Consider the following 21,732-nt stretch of genomic DNA (forward strand, 5'->3'; position numbering starts at 1 on the left):
CTGCCCTCGCGTCAGGCCAGCAGCGCGGTCGTCCGGCGCAGCACCTCGTTGAGCACCCGCTCGGCAGCCGCGACGTCGTCGAGGTCGAGACCGGCCCAGACCGGGCCGACCACCTCGGCGATCCGTGCCTGGACCTGCTCGACCAGGGCGGTGCCGACAGGAGTCGGAGCACCGTCGGCGAGCAGGCCACGGCCGGTGAGGACCGCGACGAGCTCCGTGGCATCGGCGAAGTGGGCCCGCTCGCCCACCTGGGCGACGAGGTCGTCCTCGCTGTGCACCTCGCTGGCGGCCAGGTGGGCCACGCGCAAGGTCACCCATTCCGGCTCGCTGACCCGGCCGGCAAGGAGGGCCTCGAGCAGCGCGCCGAGCGACTTCTCGGTCTGGCCGATGAGCTGGGGTCCGAAGGGGACGGTCATGGTTTCTCCTGGATCGTTGGTGATACCAACGATATACCGAGACCGTTGGTGTTGCCAACGGTTTGCTCTAGGGTGGGCGCGTGACCTCCCTCCAGCGCGTTGCGAACCGCCCGACCTGGCTGCTCAGTCGTGCGAACGCCCGCGCGCAGGCACTGCTCGCCGACGCGTTCGCCGCCGAAGGCGTGCGCGGCTACCACTTCCGGCTGCTCGCCGCGCTCGACGAGCTCGGCCCGGCCAGCCAGGCCGAGCTCGCCCGCAGCACAGGCGTCGACCGCAGCGACGTGGTCGCGACCCTCGACGACCTCGTGGGCTGGCGGTTGGCCCGACGAGACCCGGACCCCGTCGACCGGCGCCGCAACATCGTCACCATCACGGCCCGCGGCACGACGCGCCTCGCCGGGCTCGACGCCGTGCTCGACGAGGTGCAGGCTGCCGTCCTCGGCCCGCTCACCGCCGGCGAGCGAGCCGCCCTCGTCAGGATCCTGGCGAAGCTGGGCTGAGCAGCCCGCGCACGTAGGCCGCCTGGCCGACGTGTTGCGTGCAGTCGTTGACGACGCTCACCAACCGCACGCCGAGCGTGACCGGCGGGTCCCAGTGGGTGTCGACGACGCGATCGAGGTCGTCCGGCCCCACGGTGGCAACGAAGGCGAGCGACTGCTCGTGGGTCGCCCGGTAGTAGCTCAGCAACAGGTCGGCAGGAGCACTCACCAGGGCAACCTGGTCGCTCGTGTGGCCGTAGCCGATGTCGCCCGTCTCGAGGGGAAGGCCGAAGCGCGCGTCGTACCCCTGCGCCGTCCAGATCTGTTCGGTGCCCGCGACTCCGGCGACGTGGTCGTCCTGCACGCGCGTCAGGTGCCAGACGAGCCAGCCGATGCTGTTCGCGTCCGGCCGCGGCCGCTGAGCAAGGAGCGCGTCGTCGGCATCGTCGAGAAGTCGCTCCACCTCCTCCAGCACGCGGTCGAGGGCATCAGTCAACACGTTCGCGGGCGTCATGCCTCGACGGTACGACGACAACGGCTGCGATGAGTCGGGCTGTCGGTGTCGGTCTCTAGTGTTCAGGACAGGGCACCCGAGACGACGACGGAGACGAACGCGAACATGGACGAGACGATGATCCGCGCCAGCGGACTGACCAAGAGCTACAAGGCGGTGCAGGCGCTGGCCGGACTCGACCTGGCCGTCCCCGAGGGCAAGGTCCTCGCCCTGCTCGGCCCCAACGGTGCCGGCAAGACCACCGCCGTGCGCTGCCTGACGACCCTGCTGAAGCCCGACTCCGGCTCGGCGACGGTCGCCGGCATCGACGTGCTGGCCGACCCCGCGGGCGCGCGCGCCAAGATCGGCCTCTCGGGCCAGTACGCCGCCGTCGACGAGCACCTGACCGGCTACGAGAACCTCGTCATGGTCGGCCGGCTCTACCACCTCGGGAAGGCCCGGGCGCAGGCCCGCGCCCGCGAGCTGCTGGAGCGCTTCGACCTCACCGAGGCGGGCGACCGGCCCTCCAAGACCTACTCCGGCGGCATGCGCCGCCGGCTGGACCTCGCCGGTGCGCTGGTCGCCGAGCCACCCGTGCTGATCCTCGACGAGCCCACCACCGGCCTCGACGTACGCAGCCGCCAGCAGATGTGGGACGTCATCCGCGAGCTCGTCGCCAGTGGGGCGACGCTGCTGCTGACCACGCAGTACCTCGAGGAGGCCGACCGGCTCGCCGACGACATCGTTGTCATCGACCACGGCCGGGCGATCGCGCACGGCACGGCCGACGAGCTCAAGGCGACCACCGGCGGCGAGCGGATCGAGGTCGTGCTCGCCGACGTCGAGGACCGCGAGGCCGCCGTCCGCACCCTGGCCGAGGTCGCCGTCGGCGACGTCCGGGTCAGCGACAACGGCCGCGAGCTCAGCGCGGCGGTCTCCGGACGCGGCGCGGGCCACCTGCTGCACGTCCTGCAGGGCTTCGAACGCGACTCCGTCACCGTCCTCGACGTCGGCCTGCGCCGGCCGACCCTCGACGACGTCTTCCTCTCGATCACCGGCCACGCAGCAGAGGAAGCTGCCACCACGACCGGCACCGACGCCCCCGCCGACACCCAGGAGGTGGCTCGATGAGCACCGCTGTCCAGGCCCTCACCGACGGCTGGGTCGTCGCCCAGCGCAACCTGATCAAGATCAAGCGCGTGCCCGAGGTGCTGGTCTTCGTGCTGATCAGCCCGATCATGTTCGTGCTGCTCTTCGCCTTCGTGTTCGGCGGCGCGATCGACCCACCGGGATCGGTCAACTACAAGGAATGGCTGATCGCGGGCATCTTCGCCCAGACGGTCGTCTTCGGCGCCACCTTCACGGGAGCCGGTCTCGCCGAGGACATGCAGAAGGGCATCATCGACCGGTTCCGGTCGCTGCCCATGTCGGGTTCGGCGGTCCTCGTCGGGCGGACGACGTCCGACGTCGTCTACAACATCCTGTCGCTGATCATCATGGCGCTCACCGGCCTGCTGGTCGGGTGGCGGATCCGCGAGGGCATCGTCGACGCGATCCTCGGCTTCGCCCTGCTGCTGCTCTTCGCCTACGCGGTGAGCTGGGTGATGGCGTTCGTCGGGATGCTGGTGCCGAGCGTCGAGGTCATCAACAACGCGTCGTTCATCGTGATCATGCCGTTGACGTTCGTCTCGAACGCCTTCGTCCCGACCGAGTCGTTCGACGGCGTGCTGCGCACCATCGTCGAGTGGAACCCGGTCTCCACACTGACCCAGTCCTCGCGCGAGCTGTTCGGCAACACCGGCGGGTTCTCGCCGACGGACGCGTGGTCGATGCAGAACCCGGTCCTCTACACGCTGATCTGGGTCGCGATCATCCTGGTCGTCTTCGCCCCGCTCGCGGTCCGGCAGTACCGCCTCACCACGAGCAAGTAGCCACACCGACCCGCCCGGGCGTCACTCCACCCGGGCGGTCAGCGGCAACCGACCCCGCGCGCAGGCCCCGACGGCCGCGGCAGTGAGCAGGGGCAGCCCGATCACGACGGCGATGATGAGCAACCACGGCACGTCCAGGCTGGAGACCCCGGTCTCGTGGTGGCGGGTCAACGGCTGGCTGATCGCGAGCCCCGGGATGAAGCCGACCGGTGCTCCGAGCAGGGCACCGATGCCACCGACGAACAGTGCGTAGCCCGCGGCCACCCGTCGCCGTTCCCGTGGGCGGGCGCCGACGGCCGCCATCGTGGCGAGGTCGGGGCGCGCATCGGACAGGGCCAGGAAGGTCGCGGTGAGCGTGCCGCCCAGCATCAGGATCGCGCCGAGGGCAGCGAGCACGAACTGGATGATCTGCACCGCGTCGTCGGCCTGGTAGCCACGCTCGACGTAGAAGTACGGCTGCACCGCGAGCGCACCGAACGCCTCCTGGACGTCCTTCTCCTGGCTCTCACTCACGGGGCCGGGCAGGACCAGGCCGACCGTGTCGACCTCGAGCCCGAGTGACCTGGCGACCTTCGGTGACATCAGCGCCGGGGCGGGTGCCGTCGGCCGCTGCACGTGGACCACCCCCGCCTTCGACGTCGCCGAGGCGAGGTCCTTCGGCTCATCGCCGGCCGGGTCGTAGCGCCGTACGTCGACCTGCACCTCCGGCGCGTCGGGACCGTCGTCGTCGGCGCCCCGGAGCAGGACGAGACCGCCGTCGGCGAGGAGCTCGTCGGCGCGCTCCCGCTCGCTGGCGTCCATCTCGATGAAGTCCGGCACCTCGGTGCCGACCAGGTACGGCGACCCGATCGAGGACCAGTAGTCCAGCATCACCGCCTCGCCATCGGCGGTGAACTCGATCTCCAGCTCACCGGCTTCGGTCGAGGTCTGCAGGCCCCGGACGGCCTGGACACCCTGGCCCGGCAGGAACCGCGTCAGGGTCTCCTCGACCGCGTCCCGGTCGGCGTCGAGGCCGAGCGCGATCGATGCATACCCGATGGGGAGCTGCGGTTGATAGGCGTCCTTGTTGGCTGCCTCCTGACTGCTGACCGCGATGCCGAGCGCCACGACGCCCGCCACGGTGGCACCGACTGCTGCGACGGCGGGCACGGTGCGGGTGCGGTGCCGGGCGGCGTCACGGGCGGCAAAGCGCAGCGCGAGCGGCCACCGCGCAGCCAGGCGGGAGATCAGTCCGACCACCATCGGTACGACCAGGATCATCCCGAACACGGAGACGATCGCGGAGCCCGCGATCAGCAGCGGCGCGGTGTCCCGCCCTCCGGCCGAGCCGAGGACGGCGCTGACCACCCCGCCGCCGAGCAGGACGAGTCCGAGGATCGGAGTGCGGACCGAGGGACTGCCCTCGCCCCGACGCCCGCCCAGCACTGCGACGACGTCGTGCCGCGACGCCGAGAAGGCGGGCACGACCGCGGCCAGCAGGGCAGAAACCAGTCCGAACGCGGCGACGACCAGCAGCAACAGCCACGGGACCTCGAACGGACCGAACCGGCTCTGGTCGAAGCGCTGGGCAATGGGTACGGCGAGCACTCCGATGAGCACACCGAGGGCTACCCCCAGGACGCCCCCGACGGACCCGATCACCACACCCGAGGCGAGGACGGTCCGCCGCGCTTGGCGCGGGGTGCCACCGGCGGCGGCGACGAGCGCCAGCGTGTGCGCCTGCGCCTTGGCGCGTACGGCGAACGCGGGGCCGGCCAGCAGCACGACCTCGATCAGCACCATCGCCACCACGAGCGCCAGCACGGTCATCGTGATGTCGTCGATGCCGTCCTGGGACGGCACGGCGGTCGGGTCGAGATCGAGCGTGGGTGGGTCGTTCAGGACGGCACGAGAGGTGACGAGCAGGCCCACCTCGTTGAGGGCCTGGACGTCGTCCCAGGTCACCGGGCCGCCGCCGACCAGCCAGCGACCGGTCGTGTCCTCGCCCTTCCCGAAGGCCCCGGGCAGAGCGGCCGCGATGGGATACCCCCGCGATCCGGCGCTCTCGGCGACACCGACGATCCTGAGCCGGAACTCCTGCTCGGTGCCGTCCATCCGCTTGCGGACCGCGGTCAGCGAGTCGCCGACACCGGGTCCACGATCGGCGAGTGCCTGGTTGACCACGACCTCGCCGGGCCCGGGCGGGTACTCGCCACTGACCGGCTCGAACAATCCGTCGGTGACGGGATTCGCGAGGTCGGTCGTGAAGGCCTCGAAGTCGCCGATGCCCTTGTCGGTGCGGAAGCCGAGCGAGTCGCGGCCGAAGACGGTGACCGGGCGGTCGCGGCCGACCACGTCGCGCACCGCGGCGAGGTCGTCGATGTCGAGGACCTCGTCTTCGTTGACCTTCTCGCCGGGGATGCCGTAGCCGCCGGACTCCGGGTCTGGGGTCTGGACGATCTTGTCGGCGTAGCTGGTCTCGATCAGCGCCTCGGCTGATCCCATCCGCCGATCGATGCCCTCGACGCTGGACACGTCGGCGGTCCGCCACACGATCGCGGCGGCGCTGACGGCGAGGACGGGCAGGCAGATCAGCACCAGCATCAGGGCGGTCTGACCCTTGCGACGCAGCGCTTCGCGGCGGGCCAGGCGCAGGGCCACCCGCCAGCCGCCGCTGGTCGACAGGTTCTGGCTCATCGCGCAGCGTGCTCGGTCAGGACGTCGACCCGGTCGGCGCCGGTCTCGTCCACGACCACACCGTCGCGGAGGAACACGACCCGGTCGGCCCAGGCCGCGTGCCTGGCCTCGTGGGTGACCAGGACGCCGGCGGCACCCGCGTCGCAGCGGGCACGCAGCAGCTGCAGGATCTCCTCGCCGGTCTCGGTGTCGAGCGCGCCGGTGGGCTCGTCGGCGAGGATCAGCCGCCGCTCGCCGATGATGGCGCGGGCGATGGCGACGCGCTGCTGCTGGCCGCCGGACATGTCGTCGGGGAAGCGGTCGGCGAGCTCGCCGATCCCGACCTCGTCCAGCGCGGTGCGCGCCTCCTTGCGAGCAGCCCGGGCACTGATGCCGTCGAGCTCGCGCGGGAGCGCGACGTTCTCCGCTGCCGTCAGTGCGGGGATCAGGTTGAAGCCCTGGAAGACGTAGCCGATCGACGTACGGCGCATGCGTGCCCGGCCCTGCAGGTCAAGCCCGCCGAGGTGGGTGCCCTCGACGGAGACCGTGCCAGCGGTGGGCTGGTCGAGGCCACCGGCGATGGTCAGCAGGGTCGACTTCCCGGATCCGGACGGGCCCATCACGGCGACCAGCTCGCCGGCGTGGGCCGTGAACGAGATGCCGCGCAGGGCGTGCACCTGGTTCGCGCCCTCACCGTGGACACGGGTGACGTCGGTGAGCTCGAGGATCGGATTCATCGTGACTCCTCGGTCTGCTCCGGTGCGGTCGTCGCAGGGGTGGGGCGCACGGTCGCGGTGCTCCGCAGCCTGGCCCGCGCGTCGACCAGCCAACGCCGCTCGGCGCGGGCCAGCCGACTCGCGTGGTCGTGCAGGGTGTCGTTCATCGCGAGGTCCCCTCCGTGCCGGACGTCGAGGGAGTTTCACCGGCCGGCCGGTGAAACTCACGGTGGGACGAGGAAGTTTCGTCGTCCAACCTTGAGTTCTGTCGTCCAGCCTCGAGCGCCGCCCGTCGCAGCCGCGCCTCGCAGTGGTCGAGCCAGCGGATCTCCGCCTCCGCGGCGAAGACCAGCGAGTCGAGCACCAGGCTCCAGGCCAGCTCGCGCGGGTCGGCGCCGACCGCACGTCGCTTCAACCGGGTGTAGTCCTGGAGGGCGGCCATGGTCGCGCTGCGCTGCTGCTGGATCACGGTGCCGATGTCGACACCCGGCACCGTGACGGCCAGCGCGAGCTTGATCGCGAGCTCGTCGCGCGGCGGCTGGGTGCGCGCCACCGGCGTCGTGAACCACGCTGCGACCTCGTCACGCCCGGCCTCGGTGATCCGGTAGACGACGTGCCCCTCGGCGTTCTCGGCCTCGGCGGCCGCGAAGCCGTCGCGCTCCAGGCGGGTGAGGGTCGTGTAGACCTGCCCGACGTTCAGCGGCCAGGTCTCACCGGTGCGCTGCTCGAACTCGGCGCGCAGCTGGTAGCCGTACATCGGTTCGGTCTCCAGCAGTGCCAGCAGTGCGTGCTTGACGGACATCGTGCCCCCTCGGGTGGCCTACATACTCGGTATGGCCATGTATACCCGATATGCATGCGGCCTGTCGAGCGCCCGTCAGGTCAGCGAGTGGCGGAGGTGGAACGCGAGCCGCGCCGCGAGCTTGCCCGCCGGCGTCGCCAGGAGTACGTCGGCCGGGTTGCCCGGCACGGGAACCGACAGCCGGCGCCGGGTGGTCACGGCCACCGCGCGTCCGAAGGTGCGCAGGCCGTGGTCCCCCGAGAGCGGCCCGTACCCGCGTGCACCGATCACCTGGCGCGGCAGGGCTCCAGCGACCGAGCCGACGCCCACGTTGACACTCACCTGCGCCGCCCGGAGCGCCTCGCCGATCTGCGTTCCCCTGCCACGGGAGAAGACAGCCACGTGGGCATAAGGGCGATCGCGGAGGCGCGCGAGGACCTCGCCGAACTCCGCCTGTCCGTGCACGCGCAGTCGCGGGTCGGCGTCGGTGGACCCGGCTGCCAGCTCGGCCGCCGCGCGCGGTCGACGTACGCCCAACGCCCGCGCCAGCCCACTCCCCAGGCCGCTCCCCAGGCCGAGGGGCGCCGGGTCGGCCGCCGCGAGGGCTTCACGCAGCTCGGCGTCGAAGTCGGCGCTGACGTCCGGGGCGACGAACACCTCCGGAACGGCGCCGGCGTCGGCCGACCCGGCACGTCCGACGGTGCGTGCGACGCTGGCCGCGGCAGCCCGCAGGTCGGCGTCGGGCGCCACGACCGTGACCGCGGGGCCGACCGGAACGACCGTGACCGGCACCAGCGCGCGGGCACTCACCGCACTGATCCGCGCGGCCACCGCAGCAGAGCCGAACACGCAGACCCGGTCCACGGGAGACGCCGCGAGTGCCGCGGTCGTGGTCTCGTCGCCGGTCACCACCTGGAGCAGGGGGACGTCGGCGCGGAGCAGCTCGGCGTAGGCGAGCAGCGTCGACGGGTGCTCGAGGGCCGGCTTGAGGACGACCGCGTTGCCCGAGGCCAGGGCGTTGACCACCGCGCTCGACGGGCCGTAGAGCGGAGCGTGGGACGAGGCGATGACCGCGACGACACCCTCGGCCGCGTAGCTCGTGCGCGTGGTCAGCTCCGGGTTGAGCAGTCCGGCACCGTGGGCCGTCGCGTTCAGCACGCGGGCAGCATTCGCCTCGACCCACTTCAGGTGCTCGATGCTGTGGAGCACCTCGAGCATCGCCTCGTCGATCGAGAGCCCGGCCTCGAGGTGGAGCGTGCCGGCGAGGTCGCTCGCGGCTCGCCACAGCCGGCCACGCCAGGCGCGGAGCAGTCGGACCCTCTCGGCCACGGACGTGGCCGCCCAGTGATCGCCGGCGACGTGGGCGGCACGGACCACCTCGGCGACATCGACTACATCGACTACATCGACGACATCGCCGACATCACGTGCTTCGAAGCCCATGCGGCTCAGGATGCCACCTCCGTACGACGAAGGGTCGGCCCCGTGCGGGACCGACCCTCGTCGTTGGAGACCTTGCGACTACGGAGTCGCCGTGTCGACGTACACGAACGTCGAGTTGGGCGCGCCGTCGTACCCGAGCAACCCGAAGTAGTGGGCCTCGGCGTCCAGGCCGGACCACGACACGTCGAAGCTCGTGTCACCACCGGTCGTGACCGGCACCGGGTTGGGATCGACGGCGAGGTTGCCCACCGACGGGGTACCGCCGAGGTCGTAGACCCGCAGCGAGTACGGCACCGGAGCGCCCTGGTCACCGGCCGCGAACGCGTCGACCTCGACGAGGTAGGTGCCGGCCGGTGCGCCCTCGAGCGAGAACGTCTCGCCCGGGGACGGCGTCGCCACCTCACCCGCGACCGCGAAGATCGTGGCGGGATCGCAGGACGATGCGGCGTAGACGAACATGTCCAGGTCGCTGGTCTGGTCCGGCGCGACCAGGTCGAACTGGGCCAGGTCGTTGCCCTCTCCGATCGTGACGCACTCCAGGGCGTAGTCCCCGACGGCCAGCGCGCCCTCGGCGACCTGTCCCTTGACGAGGCCGGCCGTGGACACCTGCAGGTCACCGTTGAAGCCACCGGTGATCGGCACGTTCGTGGAGCCGTCGGTGCCGGTGCCGTCGATCGACGTGGGTGCCTTCACCGACACCGGGCGCAGGGCAACAGGCAGGCGGACGGTGGTCGGACCGGTCAGCGTCACGTGACCGAAGGCCCACTGGCTCAACGGCGCCGTGGTGCGCTGGAAGGTGAACCCGACCGTCGTCTCCTGGCCGGCCTTCTTCGCGACCACCGACGACCGGCTCGCGGTGGACTTGAAGCCGGGGACCTCGACCTTCACCTTCCAGGTGCCCTTGCGGGCGGCCGTGAAGGTCCGGTTCAGCGACACCTCGGTCATCACGTGGCCCTCGGCGAGCGAGGGCAGGTTGACGGCGTTGGGTTCGATCGCCGGCACACCGGTGTCCAGGCCCAGGCCGGTGATGTAGCCATACCACTGCTCCCAGTCGGACAGGACGAACAGGCCGGGATCGAGGAACGCCTTCGCGTTGACGTGCCCGGCGCCCTGCGCGAACAGGTCCGTCGACTTCGCCCCGGTGGCCGTCTTCAGGTCGGTCGCGGTCGTCATCATGGCCGACTTGATCTGCATCGGCGTCCACTTCGGGTGCTTGCCCTGGATCAGCGCAGCGAGACCCGCGATGTGCGGAGCCGACATCGACGTACCGGAGTAGAGGTCGTAGTCACGGCCGTGGTTGGACGGCGGCGCGACCGCGGCCAGCACGCTGACTCCGGGCGCGGAGATGTCCGGCTTCAACAGGTCGCTGTCGTCGGACGCGGCCGGGCCCCGGGACGAGAAGCCGGCGATCTGCGGCACGGGAGTCACCGTGCCGGTGAGGTTGCCGAGCTCGAACCGCGCCGTCGCGCCGGCACCGGCGGACTCGAGGTAGTCGTAGACCTTCGGGGAGTCGACGTGCGAGACGTGGATCGTCGGCACCGCATGGAAGTCCGCGTCCAGGCTGCCGTCGGTGATGTTCGCGAGGACGACGCCCACGCCGCCCGCACGCTTCACCTCCTCGCTCTTCACGACGCGGTCGTAGACGCCGCGCTGGCAGACCACGATCGTGCCGGCGACCTTGGCCGGGTCCAGGCTGTTCGGCGGGCACAGTGCCGTGTCGGGGGCCGAGCCGTTGCCGACGTCGGCGGCATCGACCAGCTTCGTGTCCGGCAGCGCCGTGCGGCTGATCGAGGCGCCGACCAGCTTCTGGCCGTCACCCAGGACGACGGTGTTCTCGAAGCTGGTGTGCGTGCTCGCCGCGACCGTGGTCACCCACGGGCTGTTGTGCGCGACGGTCGAGGCACCCGGGCCCTCGTTGCCGGCGGAGGCGGCCACGAAGACGCCGGCCTCGGCCGCACCCTCGAAGGCGATCTCGGCGGCTTCGAGGACCGTGTCGGTCGGTCCCGAGATCGAGTAGTTGAGGACGTCGACACCATCGGTGACGGCCTGCTCGATCGCGGCGACCAGGTCGGACGTCGTACCGGAGGCACGGCCGTCCTCGGTGGCCCACAGGGCCTTGTAGACGGCGATCTTCGCCGCGGGGGCGACACCGCTGATGTTGCCGAAGGTGACGCCCTCGGTGGCGACGTCCTTGACCGGGTTGCCCGCCGACGTCGAGGCCGTGTGCGAGCCGTGGCCGTTGCCGTCACGGGCGGAGAGGTAGTCCTCCTCGACGGTGCGGCTCTCGCCGTACCCCTCGACGAAGGACCGGGCGGAGATCAGCTTGGTGTTGCAGTTGGCGAGGGTGAACTCCTCGCCGGTCTCGCACTCACCGCGGAACAGGTTGCCGTCCGACTTCTTCATCGACGTGATCGAACCGCTGATCTTCGTGCCCCACTTGCCCTGCGGCTTCGAGGTCAGCTTGCTGCCCTTGAAGGACTTCGACTCGGGCCAGATGCCGCTGTCGATGACACCGACGACGACGCCGTCGCCCGCCTTGTCCTGGCCACCGACCTGGTTCCACACGCCCCGCTTGCCGGTGAGGCCGAGGAAGTCCGGGGTGTTCCAGGTGTCGGCGTAGACGATGGAGTCCTTCTGGACCGTCAGCACCCGACGGTCGGTCGCCAGCTCGGTGGCCTGCTTGGCGGTGAGGTCCGCGACGAAGCCGTTGGCTGAGATCGTGTAGTGCACCTTGACGTCGAAACCGAGGTCGGTGCCGAGCTTTTCGTGGCTGGCGCGCAGCTTCTTCGTGTACGACGCCACGCCGGCGCCCTTCGCGTCGAACTGCTCGCCCGCGCCTGCGCGGGTCGGGCCGGCCGTGGAGGCGGGCGGTGCCGCCAGCATCACGACGTAGCGGCCGGCCTTGTAGCGGGTGAGGTCGGCCTTGACGGCTGACTGGCCTTCCCCGTCCGCGGCGCCGGGACCCGGGTCGCTGGGATCAGCCAGCGCCGGCGCCCCGAGGGTGACGGTGAGTCCGAGCGTCGCCGCGAGGGCGAGCACGAGGAGTGAGGGAAGCCGACGAGCGCGAGCGCCCGTACGCAGGTCCTGCATGGGGGGTCCTCCGGGTCCGAGAAGGAAGAGACAGGGTGGGGGTCCTGCCGTGGTGGCGGAGATCGTTCCGCCTCCGTCACCCAAGCGGCGAAGATCCTCCGCGTCAAGGGTCCTGCGGCAGGACGACACGAATCGTGACGATCGTCAGGCCGGATCGCTCAGGACTCAGTACGGCGCCGCGAGGTCGCCGAACATCGGGAAGTGCTTCACGTTCCGGGTCCAGAGCCGCCCCCCGACCGCCTCCACCGTCGCCGCGATCACGTGGTCGACCGTGTCGACCCCGGTGTGCGACCGGAGATACGTCTGCGCAAACCGACCTGCCCGATCCGCGATGTCGGCTGTCACCGGCAGCCACTCCAGGGTGTCGAGCAGAGCCAGGGTGCCCACGTCCTCACCGCTCCGCATTCCAGCGAGGACCTCGGTGCGGGAGAGCACCGTGCCGACGATCGCCTCGCCGGACTCGATCAGGCCGCTGAGCGCTTCGCGGGCAGCAGGCTTTCCGCGGAGGTGGTCGATCAGCACGGAGGTGTCGACGACCACGGTCACTGGCGGGCCAGCCTTGCGCCGAGACCGCCCCGGAGGCTCTCGACGTAGTCGGCACCATCGAGGTCCTCGTCGAGCTCGACCCTCGCCCACGCACCGAAGGAGGCCTCGAGGCGGAGCTTGCGCTCAGCGGTGGTGCTGGTCCCGTAGACCTCGTTGATCGCCCGACGGACGAGCTCGGCCAGACCGAGACCGGTCTGCGCAGACTCGGCCCGGAGGCGCGCGTACTGCTCATCCTCCAAGGTGATCTGGGTACGGTGGCTCATGATGTAAGCCTACATCACCCGTCCGGCAAGTTCAGGCCGCGACGACCGCCACCACCGCCGCCCGGCGTACCGGATCCGACCAGCGGTGCGCGGCGCGCACGACCCGGACGGCGGAGAACGCGAGCAGCACCGCGGCCAGCTCGAGCATCCAGACCGGTCGGTCGACGGCGGCCAGCGTGGCGAAGAACAGCCCGGTGAAGGTGGTGGCGAGAGCGAGCCGGAGCGAGTACCCGACCATCGCAAGCGGCGGCGCGGGCGTCGCGCGTGCCGAGCGGAGGTCGACGGCGTACGGCGCCTTCGCCGACCAGCGCAACCCGGCGGAGACGGCCTGTCCGACGACCACCAGCAGCGCCAGCACGATGGCGAGGGCCTCGGCCCGTGTGGGCAGCCCGGCACGCACAGCACCGAGCGCGATGGTCAGGAGTCCCGCGCCGAGCAACACCTCGGCGAGCACCCACGCCCGCGCGAGCAGGACCGTCCGGGGAGTGACCGGCAAGGTCTCGCGCCAGAGCAGGCCCCGGCCGTCGAGACACCAGAGGTTCACACCGAACAGCAGGACGCAGCCGGACGCAACCAGTCCGGGGAACAGGATGAGGGTCGACCACGGCATCGCACCGGCGAGCGCGACCAGTCCGGGGGCGAGGGCGAGCAGCAGGGTGCCGCGACGCAGCGGGACGCTGCGCCACACCGAGGCCCGGTCGATCCGGCACATCATCGCCAGTCCGGAGCCGCCCATCGGGCGCGCCGCATGGGTGCGGCTCTCCTGGCGGCCCTCGTCACGTGGGGTCCGAGTGGCGGCGAGGGTGGCGAGGCGAGCACCGAGCACCACCAGCGCCACGGACGTGACGAGCAGCGTGAGCACCAGTGCAGCGACGGTGACGACGGTGCCGCCCTCGATCGCGGCGGCGGTGACCCTGGCCGGTCCGGCGACGAGCAGCGCCCGCGCATCGGTGGCGCCGGCTGCCGCCAGCAGGGCAAGTACGACGGCGACGGCCAGGCGCACCAGACGTACGCCGCGCGGACCGCGCCTGATCCACTCGACCCCCCACGCCACGGTCTGTCCGAGCGCGGTGGCGGCCAGCACCCAGGACATGGTCAGCAGCTGGGCGCCGAGCAGGCCCGGGGGCCCGGTCACGACGGCGGTGAGGCCCAGCAGCAACCAGGTCTGCAGCAGCCAGCCGGTGTTGAGCGGCGCCAGCACCAGCGCGCCCAGGTGGTCGGTGACCGGGCTGATCGGGTGGATCGACGCCGGGTCGCGTGCCAGCAGCTCACGCCCGCCTGCACCGGCGACGGCGCTCGCCACGCTGACCCCCGCGACTGCGGCGAGGGCGGCGGGCAATGCGCGCGCCGCGCGGGTCGCCGCATCGACGTCGATGTCCAGCCACGCCGGCACCGTCGCTGACAGGGCCGTCACCACGCCGAAGACCACGAGAGCCACGGCGACGGCCCGCGGCCGTTTCAGGGTCGCCGCCCGGAACCACAGCAGGTGCCGCACGTCCGCGACGGCGCGGCCGACCTCGTTCAAGGGATGCTCGGACGATCAGGCGAGGAGGGCGCGGTACGCACGCGCCCCGTCGTCGCCCGCCATGAAGCCGGACGAGATGGTGGCCATCCGGGTCCCTCCGCGGAGCACGGCGACCTCGCCGCACACCTGGACCGCGAGGTCGCGCAGGTGGGTGGAGACGAGCACCCCCGCGCCGCGTGCACGGGCGTCCTCGATGACCTCGAACGTCGCTTCGACCCCCACCGGGTCGACCCCGTCGAACGGCTCGTCGAGCAGCAGCACCGTCGGCTCGTGCAGGGCCGCGAGCACCACGCTCAGCCGCCGCGACATGCCGTGGCTGAAGCCCGCAGTCACCCGGTGCGCGACGAGACCGAGGTCGAAGCGCTCCAGCAGCGCCCGAGCCCGCGACTCCCAGCCCTCGAGGTTGCGCAGCCGCGCGCTGAGCTGCAGGTGCTCCCACGGCGTCGCGCGCGGCACCAACCCGCCGACATCCGGGCAGTACCCGACGGCGCGCTTGGCTTCGAGCGTCGACTCCCGGACGTCGTACCCCGCGACGAAGGCGGTGCCCTCGGTCGGCGGCACCACGCCTGCCAGCACGCGCATCGTCGTGGACTTGCCCGCGCCGTTGCGGCCGAGCAGGGCCATGGCCTGGCCCGGCTCGACCCGCAGATCTACTCCAGTCACCGCTTCTACCGTGCCGAACTGGACCCGCAGGCCCGACACCTCGATGGCGGCGTGGGTTCCCCTCCCCATCACCTCCACATCCTCGCCCGGATCGGACGCGGGACCAACGGCCGAGCGGCGCGGAAGCGCTAGTCCTTTCGGGTCAGGTGTGTTGCGGGAAGCCGAGGTTCAGACCGCCGTGCGAGGGGTCCAGCCAGCGCGAGGTCACCGCCTTCTCGCGGGTGAAGAACTCGACGCCCTGGGGGCCGTAGGCCTTGGCGTCACCGAAGAGCGAGGCCTTCCAGCCGCCGAACGAGTGGTAGGCCACCGGGACCGGGATCGGGACGTTGATGCCGACCATGCCGACCTCCACCTCCCGCTGGAAACGCCGGGCCGCGCCGCCGTCGTTGGTGAAGATCGCGGTGCCGTTGCCGTACGGGCCGGCGTTGATCAACGCCACCCCGTCGGCGTACGACGCCACCCGGACCACGGAAAGGACCGGCCCGAAGATCTCGTCGATGTAGACGGTGGAGGTCGTCGGCACCTTGTCGATCAGCGTGGGGCCGAGCCAGAAGCCCTCGGCAGCACCGTCGATCTCGACCTCGCGCCCGTCGACGACGACCGTGGCGCCATCAGCGGCAGCGACGTCGAGGTAGCCCGCGACCTTGTCACGGTGCTCGCGGGTGATCAGCGGTCCCATGTCGCAGGACCGGCGACCGTCGCCGATCACCAGCTTGCCCATCCGGTCGCTGATCCGGCTGATCAGGTCGTCGGCGATCGGCTCGACGGCGACCACGACGGAGATCGCCATGCAGCGCTCGCCGGCCGAGCCGAACCCGGCGTTGACCGCGGAGTCCGCGACCAGGTCGAGGTCGGCGTCGGGCAGCACGAGCATGTGGTTCTTGGCGCCGCCGAGGGCCTGCACCCGCTTGCCGTGCGAGGTCGCCGTCTCGTAGACGTAGCGGGCGATCGGGGTCGAGCCGACGAACGAGATCGACGCGACGTCGGGGTGGGTGAGCAGTGCGTCCACCGCCTCCTTGTCGCCGTGCACGATGTTGAAGACACCGTCGGGCAGGCCGGCCTCCTTGAGGAGCTCGGCCATCCAGTTCGCGACGCTCGGGTCCTTCTCGCTGGGCTTGAGGACCACGGTGTTCCCGGTCGCGATCGCGATCGGGAAGAACCACAGCGGCACCATCGCCGGGAAGTTGAACGGGCTGATGATGCCGACGACGCCGAGCGGCTCCTTGAGGGAGTAGACGTCGACGTCGGTCGAGACGTTCTGCGAGAACGCCCCCTTCGCCAGCTGCGGCATCGCGCAGGCGAACTCGACGACCTCCAGCCCGCGGGCGACCTCACCGGCGGCGTCCGACAGCACCTTGCCGTGCTCGGAGGTCAGGATCGCGGCGAGCTCGTCCTTGCGGGAGTTGAGCAGCTCGCGGAACCCGAACAACACCTGCTGGCGACGGGTGATCGAGACCTGTCCCCAGCTCGCGAACGCCTCCTTCGCCACCGCGACGGCACGGCCGATGTCCTCGGCGCTGCCGTAGCGGACATGCTTGGAGACCTGTCCCAGCGCGGGGTCGTAGACGGGTCCCGTTCGGGGCGAGACGCCGGCATCGGGGCCGCCGGCGATCCAGTGGTCGAGAACGGGCAGTTGCGTGGTGTCAGACATCTAGAGCTCCTCGTCGAGCAGGGTGAGTACGGCGTCGTACGTCGCCAGGGCCTCGGCCACCTCGTCGGCGGTCACGACACAGGGCGGGACGACATGGATGCGGTTGTCGGCGGTGAAGGGGATCAGGCCACGGCCGAGCAGCTCGGCCTTGGCCCGCCCCATCAGCGCGGCGGGCAGGGGGGCGCGGGTCGCACGGTCGGCGACCAGCTCCACGGCCCAGAAGACTCCGGTGCCGCGGACCTCGCCGATCACCGGGTGCTTGTCGGCAAGGACGTCCAGGCCGGGGCCGATCACCTCGGCACCGATCTTCTTCGCGTGCTCGACGATGCCCTCGCTCTCCATGGCATCGATCGAGGCGACGATGGATGCGGCCGCAAGCGGGTGGCCGCTGTAGGTGAGCCCGCCGGGGAAGACCCGGTCGTCGAAGGTCTTCGCGATGACATCGCTCAGCACCACGCCGCCGACGGGCACGTAGCCGGAGTTGACCCCCTTCGCGAACACGACGAGGTCCGGGGTGACGTCGAACGCGTCGAACGCGAACCACTCCCCCGCCCGACCGAAGCCGGCCATCACCTCGTCGAGGATGAGCATGATCCCGTGCTCGTCGGCGAGGGCCCGCACGCCCGCGAGGTAGCCGGGCGGCGGCACCAGCACGCCCGCCGTACCGGGGATGGTCTCCAGCAGGATCGCGGCCACACTCTGCGGCCCCTCGCACTCGACCACCCGGCGCAGGTGGCGCAGCGCCCGCTCCGCCTCCTCCTCGGGCGTGGTGGACCAGAACTCCGACCGGTAGAGATAGGGACCGAACACGTGCACGTGTCCGCGCGCGTACTCGTTGGGCAGCCGTCGCCAGTCGCCCGTGGAGACGATCGCTGCCCCGGTGTTGCCGTGATAGGAGCGGTACGTCGACACGACCTTGTCGCGGCCCGTGTGCAGCCGCGCCATCCGGATGGCGTTCTCGTTGGCGTCGGCACCGCCGTTGGTGAAGAACACCTTGTTCATGCCCTCGGGGGCGCGCGCCGCGATCCTCCGGGCGGCCTCGCCACGGGTGAGGTTGGCGGTCGCCGGCCCGATCGTCGCCAGGGTGGCCGCCTGCTCCTGGATCCCCGCGACGACCGACGGGTGCTGGTGCCCGATGTTGACGTTGACCAGCTGGCTGGCGAAGTCGAGGTAGCTCCGGCCGGCGTGGTCCCAGACGCGGGTACCGAGACCCCCCGCGACGACGAGGGGCGCGAGCGCCGCCTGCGCGCTCCACGAGTGGAAGACGTGCTCGTGGTCGAGCTCCGTCGCGAGGGTGTCTCGGTCCTCGGACATGGCTACTTGCCGCCTTCCTTGAGCTCGACCTCGATCGGCTTGAAGCCGGCGCCCTTGGTGTCCACGCCGTCCGCCTCGAGCTCGGCGAGTGCCTTCTCGACGTACTCGTTGGTGTGGGCCGAGGCCGGCGGTTCCTTGCTGATGATCGATGCGCCCGTCTCGTTCTTCGTGTGGAGCGCGATGTCGACGGTCTGCTTCCAGGCGGCGTCGTCGATGATCCCGACGCCGTTGGTGGAGGGCCACAGCAGCTTGTTGACCTCGTTGGTCATCCAGAGCTGGTGGCTGGTGCCGAGCTCGGAGCCCGACTCCGCCACGATCTTCGCGCCGTCCTCGGGGTTGTCGCGGACGAAGGCCCAGCCCTTGATGGAGGCCTTGATGAAGGCCACGGTCTGCGCCTCGTAGTCGGCGTCGGAGAGCTTCTCGGTCTGCGCCCAGATGGCGTCCTGGAGCATCGCGGAGCCGACGTCGTTCCAGTCGATGACGTTGAGGTCCGCAGGGGTGTAGAGCTTGCCCGTGTCCGGGTTCACCGTCTCCAGCACCTGGGCGTACTCGTTGTAGGTCATCGCCTGCGCGGCATCGATGTCGCCGGCGAGGAAGGCGTTCATGTCGAACGCCTGCTGCACCAGGTTGATGTCACCGACACCGACCCCGGCCTCCTGCATGCCGGCGAAGAGCTCCCACTCGTTGCCGAAGCCCCAGCTGCCGACCGCCTTGCCCTTCAGGTCCGCGGGCTTGGTGATGTCCTTGTCCTTGAAGGAGATCTGGGTCGTGGCGCTGCGCTCGAAGATCTGCGCGACGTTCGTGATCTTGGCGCCCTGCTCGATCGAACCGAGGACCTTCGGCACCCACGAGATCGCGTAGTCGACGTCGCCGGACGCCAGCACGTCCTGCGGGACGATGTCGACACCGCCCTCGACGATCTTCACGTCGAGACCCTCGTCGACGTAGAAGCACTCCGCGACCGCGGCGTAGTAGCCCGCGAACTGGGCCTGCGAGACCCACTGGAGCTGCAGCGACACCTCGTCCAGCTCATCCGCGTCCCGCGCCTCCTGGGTGCGCTCCGCGCAGTCCTTGTTGGCCGCGACGTCGACCTCCGAGGAGTTCTTCCCGTCGTCGCTCCCACATCCGGAGGCGACCAGTGCGAGGGCGGCAACGGCGACGCCCAGCTTCAGTGTTGGTTTCTTCATTGGATCTCCTGTTTTCCTCAGGGGGTTCCGAGACTCGGGGGGTGTTCAACCAGCGGTGGGACGGTGGTGGCGGGAGAACCACAGCTCGACGAGCAGGGTGACGACGTAGAAGAGCAGGCCGAGCACGATCGCTCCGGACACGTAGGCCCACGCCAGCGGGTAGTTGCTGCTGGCCGCCGACGAGGTGATCGACTTGCCGAGCCCGCCGATCGGGCCACCGAAGTACTCCGCGATCAGCGCCGCGATCACGGCCAGTGAGGACGCCACCCGCAGTCCCGTGAAGACGTACGGCGTCGCCGTCGGCAACGTGACGCTCCGGATCACCTGCAGCGGCCCGGCGGCGTAGGCGGTCATCAGGTCGCGATGGACGGCCTTCACCTGGCGCAGTCCGCGCAGGGTGTTGAGGTAGACCGGGATCGACACCGACAGGCCGGCCACGATGATCCGGCCGGTGTCGACCGCGGCGCCGTACATCGAGTAGAGCACCGGGGCCAGCGCGACGATCGGGATCACCGCGAGGGCGGCGACCACAGGGGCGGCCATCTGGTCCAGGAACCGGAAGGTCCCGGCCAGCATCGCGCCGGCGACCCCGATCACCGCACCCGCCAGGGTGCCGATCAGGGCATTGCGACCGGTGACCGTGGCGCCCTTGACGATGCTGTCGAAGTTGAGGGTGATCTGGTCCCAGATCGCGCTGGGCGCGGGCAGCACGAACGGCTCGATCTCGAGGGAGTCGACCAGCCACTCCCACGCCGCGATCGCCAGGACACCGACGACCAGCGGCGCCAGGACCGTGCTCCACCGCAGCTCGGCGATGGGCAGCCGGGCGCGGGTGTCCTTGGCGGGCGAGACCTGCGCGACGGTGGTCATCGTGTGTCGACTCCTCGCGCAGCCACGGCCTGTTCCGGGGTGCCGTGCAGCAGGGCCCGCACCTCGCCGACCGCGCGGAAGAAGCCCTCCTCGTCACGGGCGCCGGCCGAGCGGTCGTGGGCCGGGACCATGCCGTCGGCGCGGACGTCGACGACACCGGTGATCCGGCCGGGACGCGGCGACATCACCACCACCCGGTCGGACAGGAAGACCGCCTCGGGGATCGAGTGGGTCACGAAGAGGACGGCGGCGCCGGTCTCGGCGCAGATCCGGACCAGCTCGTTCTGCATCCGCTCGCGGGTGATCTCGTCGAGCGCTCCGAAGGGTTCGTCCATCAGCAGCAGGCGCGGGCTCTCCGCCAGCGCGCGGGCGATGGCGACGCGCTGCTGCATCCCGCCCGACAGCTGGTCGGGGTGGCTCTTCGCGAAGTCGGTCAGGCCGATCAGCTCGAGGAGCTCCGCCACCCGCTGGCGCCGTACCTCGGCGGGGACGCCGTGCAGCTTGAGCGGCAGCTCGACGTTGCCGGCCACGGTGCGCCACGGCAGCAGGCCGGACTGCTGGAAGGCGATGCCGTACTCCTGGTCCAGTCGGGCCTGGCGAGCCGTCTTGCCGAAGACCGTGATCGTCCCGGAGGTCGCGGCGTCGAGGTCCGCGACGAGCCGCAGCAGGGTGCTCTTGCCGCAACCACTGGGGCCGATCAGGGAGACGAACTCTCCGTCAGCGACCGTCAGGTCGACGTCCGTGAGCGCGTCGACCTGCTTGCGCCCCTTGCCGAAGATGCGGTGGACACCGCGCGCCTCGATCGCCGGGTCGGTCCCCAGATGGTTCACTGCGCGACTCCTGTCAGTCGGAACGGTCGGAGGGCCAGTCCCAGCAGGCCGATGGCGCCCGCAGCCACCAGGCCGATGGCGACGGCACCGAAGATGGGCGCCCAGGGCTTGGCCGGGTCACCACTGGCAGCGACGGCATAGTCGATGACCATCCGGCCCAGGCCACCCTTGAGGCCGATCGAGACCTCGGCGACGACCGCGCCGATCACCGCGCTCGCGGCGCCGAGGCGCAGCGCCGGCAGCAGGTACGGCACGCTCGCCGGGATCCGCAGGGTCAGCAGGGTGCGCCACCAACCGATCCCGAAGGCACGCATCAGGTCGAGGTGCGTGGCCTCGGGCGACTTCAGTCCACGCAGCGCGCCGACGGCCACCGGGAAGAACGCGAGGTAGGCGGCGATCACGGCCACCGAGTCCTCGCTCGTCCACACGTGCCCACCGATCTCGACGGCCGATCCCCAGCGCCGCACGAGCGGTGCGATCGCGATCAGCGGCACCGTCTGGCTCAGCACCACCCACGGCAGCAACGCCGACTCGATGATGCGGAAGCGGCTCATCACCAGCGCGAGCAGCAGTCCGACGACCACACCGATCAGCCAGCCACGGGCTGCCAGTCCGAGCGAGAACATGCTGGCGTCGTACACCGTGGAGAAGGCGTCGGGGGCGCCGGCCAGCGAGGTCACCGGCTCGGTGAACCGCTGCAGCATCTCCCACGAGTGCGGCATCGCCAGGTCGGTCGTGCGCGGCAGGATCCGGGTGTCGCCGATCAGCACCCCCTGCTCCGGTCCGAGCGCCTTGTAGAGGTCCCAGCTCGCGACGACCGCGGCGACGCCGACAGCGCCCAGGATGACCGCGCGGAAACGGGTCCAGATCTGTGCCAAC

At 70.9% G+C, this 21,732-nt stretch carries 21 protein-coding genes; 3 read left to right on the forward strand and 18 right to left on the reverse strand.

Going from position 1 to position 21,732, the window contains the following annotated elements; genetic code table 11:
• Nucleotides 1-11 precede the first annotated feature (11 nt).
• Nucleotides 12-416, reverse strand: a complete 405-nt coding sequence (locus ASD84_RS11080) for a hypothetical protein (protein WP_056710016.1) — start codon at nt 414-416, stop codon at nt 12-14.
• A gap of 80 nt (nt 417-496) precedes the next feature.
• Here ASD84_RS11080 and ASD84_RS11085 point away from each other — a divergent pair, with 80 nt between their 5' ends.
• Nucleotides 497-916, forward strand: coding sequence for a MarR family winged helix-turn-helix transcriptional regulator (locus tag ASD84_RS11085; RefSeq protein ID WP_056710018.1), 420 nt, complete (start codon nt 497-499; stop codon nt 914-916).
• On the opposite strand, the gene ASD84_RS11090 is transcribed toward ASD84_RS11085, so the two are convergent.
• Nucleotides 891-1,409: a mycothiol transferase gene (locus ASD84_RS11090; protein ID WP_056710020.1), complete on the reverse strand. Its 519-nt coding sequence runs from the start codon at nt 1,407-1,409 to the stop codon at nt 891-893. The genes ASD84_RS11085 and ASD84_RS11090 overlap by 26 nt on opposite strands.
• 105 nt (nt 1,410-1,514) lie before the next feature.
• Here ASD84_RS11090 and ASD84_RS11095 point away from each other — a divergent pair, with 105 nt between their 5' ends.
• On the forward strand, nt 1,515-2,519 hold the full coding sequence (locus ASD84_RS11095) for an ATP-binding cassette domain-containing protein (protein WP_056710022.1): 1,005 nt from the start codon (nt 1,515-1,517) through the stop codon (nt 2,517-2,519).
• Nucleotides 2,516-3,319 (forward strand): ABC transporter permease, encoded by an 804-nt coding sequence (locus ASD84_RS11100; protein WP_056710024.1) that lies wholly within the window; start codon nt 2,516-2,518, stop codon nt 3,317-3,319. Before ASD84_RS11095 ends, ASD84_RS11100 begins: the two co-directional genes overlap by 4 nt.
• 21 nt (nt 3,320-3,340) lie before the next feature.
• Here ASD84_RS11100 and ASD84_RS11105 read toward each other — a convergent pair whose 3' ends face one another.
• The 16 genes from ASD84_RS11105 to ASD84_RS11175 all read right to left on the reverse strand — a co-directional run bounded on the left by ASD84_RS11105 (nt 3,341) and on the right by ASD84_RS11175 (nt 21,731).
• Complete coding sequence (locus ASD84_RS11105) at nt 3,341-5,995, reverse strand: ABC transporter permease (RefSeq protein ID WP_056710026.1); 2,655 nt, start codon at nt 5,993-5,995, stop codon at nt 3,341-3,343.
• Entirely contained in the window at nt 5,992-6,711 is a 720-nt protein-coding gene (locus tag ASD84_RS11110; protein WP_056710028.1) for an ABC transporter ATP-binding protein, read from the reverse strand. Before ASD84_RS11110 ends, ASD84_RS11105 begins: the two co-directional genes overlap by 4 nt.
• Nucleotides 6,708-6,857: a hypothetical protein gene (locus ASD84_RS25085; RefSeq protein ID WP_156391767.1), complete on the reverse strand. Its 150-nt coding sequence runs from the start codon at nt 6,855-6,857 to the stop codon at nt 6,708-6,710. Before ASD84_RS25085 ends, ASD84_RS11110 begins: the two co-directional genes overlap by 4 nt.
• Complete coding sequence (locus tag ASD84_RS11115; RefSeq protein ID WP_056710030.1) at nt 6,854-7,492, reverse strand: PadR family transcriptional regulator; 639 nt, start codon at nt 7,490-7,492, stop codon at nt 6,854-6,856. Before ASD84_RS11115 ends, ASD84_RS25085 begins: the two co-directional genes overlap by 4 nt.
• 75 nt (nt 7,493-7,567) lie before the next feature.
• Nucleotides 7,568-8,914, reverse strand: a complete 1,347-nt coding sequence (locus ASD84_RS11120) for an aldehyde dehydrogenase family protein (protein ID WP_056710033.1) — start codon at nt 8,912-8,914, stop codon at nt 7,568-7,570.
• A 78-nt stretch (nt 8,915-8,992) separates the two neighbouring features.
• Complete coding sequence (locus ASD84_RS11125) at nt 8,993-12,004, reverse strand: S8 family serine peptidase (protein ID WP_056710035.1); 3,012 nt, start codon at nt 12,002-12,004, stop codon at nt 8,993-8,995.
• A 165-nt stretch (nt 12,005-12,169) separates the two neighbouring features.
• Nucleotides 12,170-12,550 carry a type II toxin-antitoxin system VapC family toxin gene (locus ASD84_RS11130; protein WP_056710037.1) on the reverse strand — a complete coding sequence of 127 codons (381 nt, stop codon included), beginning with the start codon at nt 12,548-12,550 and terminating at the stop codon, nt 12,170-12,172.
• Nucleotides 12,547-12,813 (reverse strand): ribbon-helix-helix protein, CopG family, encoded by a 267-nt coding sequence (locus tag ASD84_RS11135; protein WP_056710039.1) that lies wholly within the window; start codon nt 12,811-12,813, stop codon nt 12,547-12,549. The genes ASD84_RS11130 and ASD84_RS11135 overlap by 4 nt, the downstream gene beginning before the upstream one ends.
• Nucleotides 12,814-12,844: 31 nt before the next feature.
• Nucleotides 12,845-14,338 (reverse strand): hypothetical protein, encoded by a 1,494-nt coding sequence (locus tag ASD84_RS11140; RefSeq protein ID WP_056710042.1) that lies wholly within the window; start codon nt 14,336-14,338, stop codon nt 12,845-12,847.
• Between the two features lie 15 nt (nt 14,339-14,353).
• Nucleotides 14,354-15,070 carry an ABC transporter ATP-binding protein gene (locus ASD84_RS11145; protein WP_056710930.1) on the reverse strand — a complete coding sequence of 239 codons (717 nt, stop codon included), beginning with the start codon at nt 15,068-15,070 and terminating at the stop codon, nt 14,354-14,356.
• A gap of 73 nt (nt 15,071-15,143) precedes the next feature.
• Complete coding sequence (locus ASD84_RS25510; RefSeq protein WP_056710044.1) at nt 15,144-16,652, reverse strand: CoA-acylating methylmalonate-semialdehyde dehydrogenase; 1,509 nt, start codon at nt 16,650-16,652, stop codon at nt 15,144-15,146.
• The gene (locus ASD84_RS25515; protein ID WP_056710046.1) at nt 16,653-17,966 is read right to left on the reverse strand and encodes an aspartate aminotransferase family protein; all 1,314 of its coding nucleotides are present in this window, start codon (nt 17,964-17,966) and stop codon (nt 16,653-16,655) included.
• Between the two features lie 2 nt (nt 17,967-17,968).
• Nucleotides 17,969-19,153, reverse strand: coding sequence for an ABC transporter substrate-binding protein (locus ASD84_RS11160; protein WP_056710048.1), 1,185 nt, complete (start codon nt 19,151-19,153; stop codon nt 17,969-17,971).
• A 45-nt stretch (nt 19,154-19,198) separates the two neighbouring features.
• Nucleotides 19,199-20,023, reverse strand: coding sequence for an ABC transporter permease (locus tag ASD84_RS11165; protein ID WP_082573290.1), 825 nt, complete (start codon nt 20,021-20,023; stop codon nt 19,199-19,201).
• The gene (locus tag ASD84_RS11170; protein ID WP_056710051.1) at nt 20,020-20,853 is read right to left on the reverse strand and encodes an ABC transporter ATP-binding protein; all 834 of its coding nucleotides are present in this window, start codon (nt 20,851-20,853) and stop codon (nt 20,020-20,022) included. The genes ASD84_RS11165 and ASD84_RS11170 overlap by 4 nt, the downstream gene beginning before the upstream one ends.
• On the reverse strand, nt 20,850-21,731 hold the full coding sequence (locus ASD84_RS11175; RefSeq protein WP_082573291.1) for an ABC transporter permease: 882 nt from the start codon (nt 21,729-21,731) through the stop codon (nt 20,850-20,852). The genes ASD84_RS11170 and ASD84_RS11175 overlap by 4 nt, the downstream gene beginning before the upstream one ends.
• Between the last annotated feature and the right edge of the window lies 1 nt (nt 21,732).

The sequence above is a fragment of the Nocardioides sp. Root682 genome (assembly GCF_001427795.1).
Taxonomy (GTDB): Bacteria; Actinomycetota; Actinomycetes; order Propionibacteriales; family Nocardioidaceae; genus Nocardioides.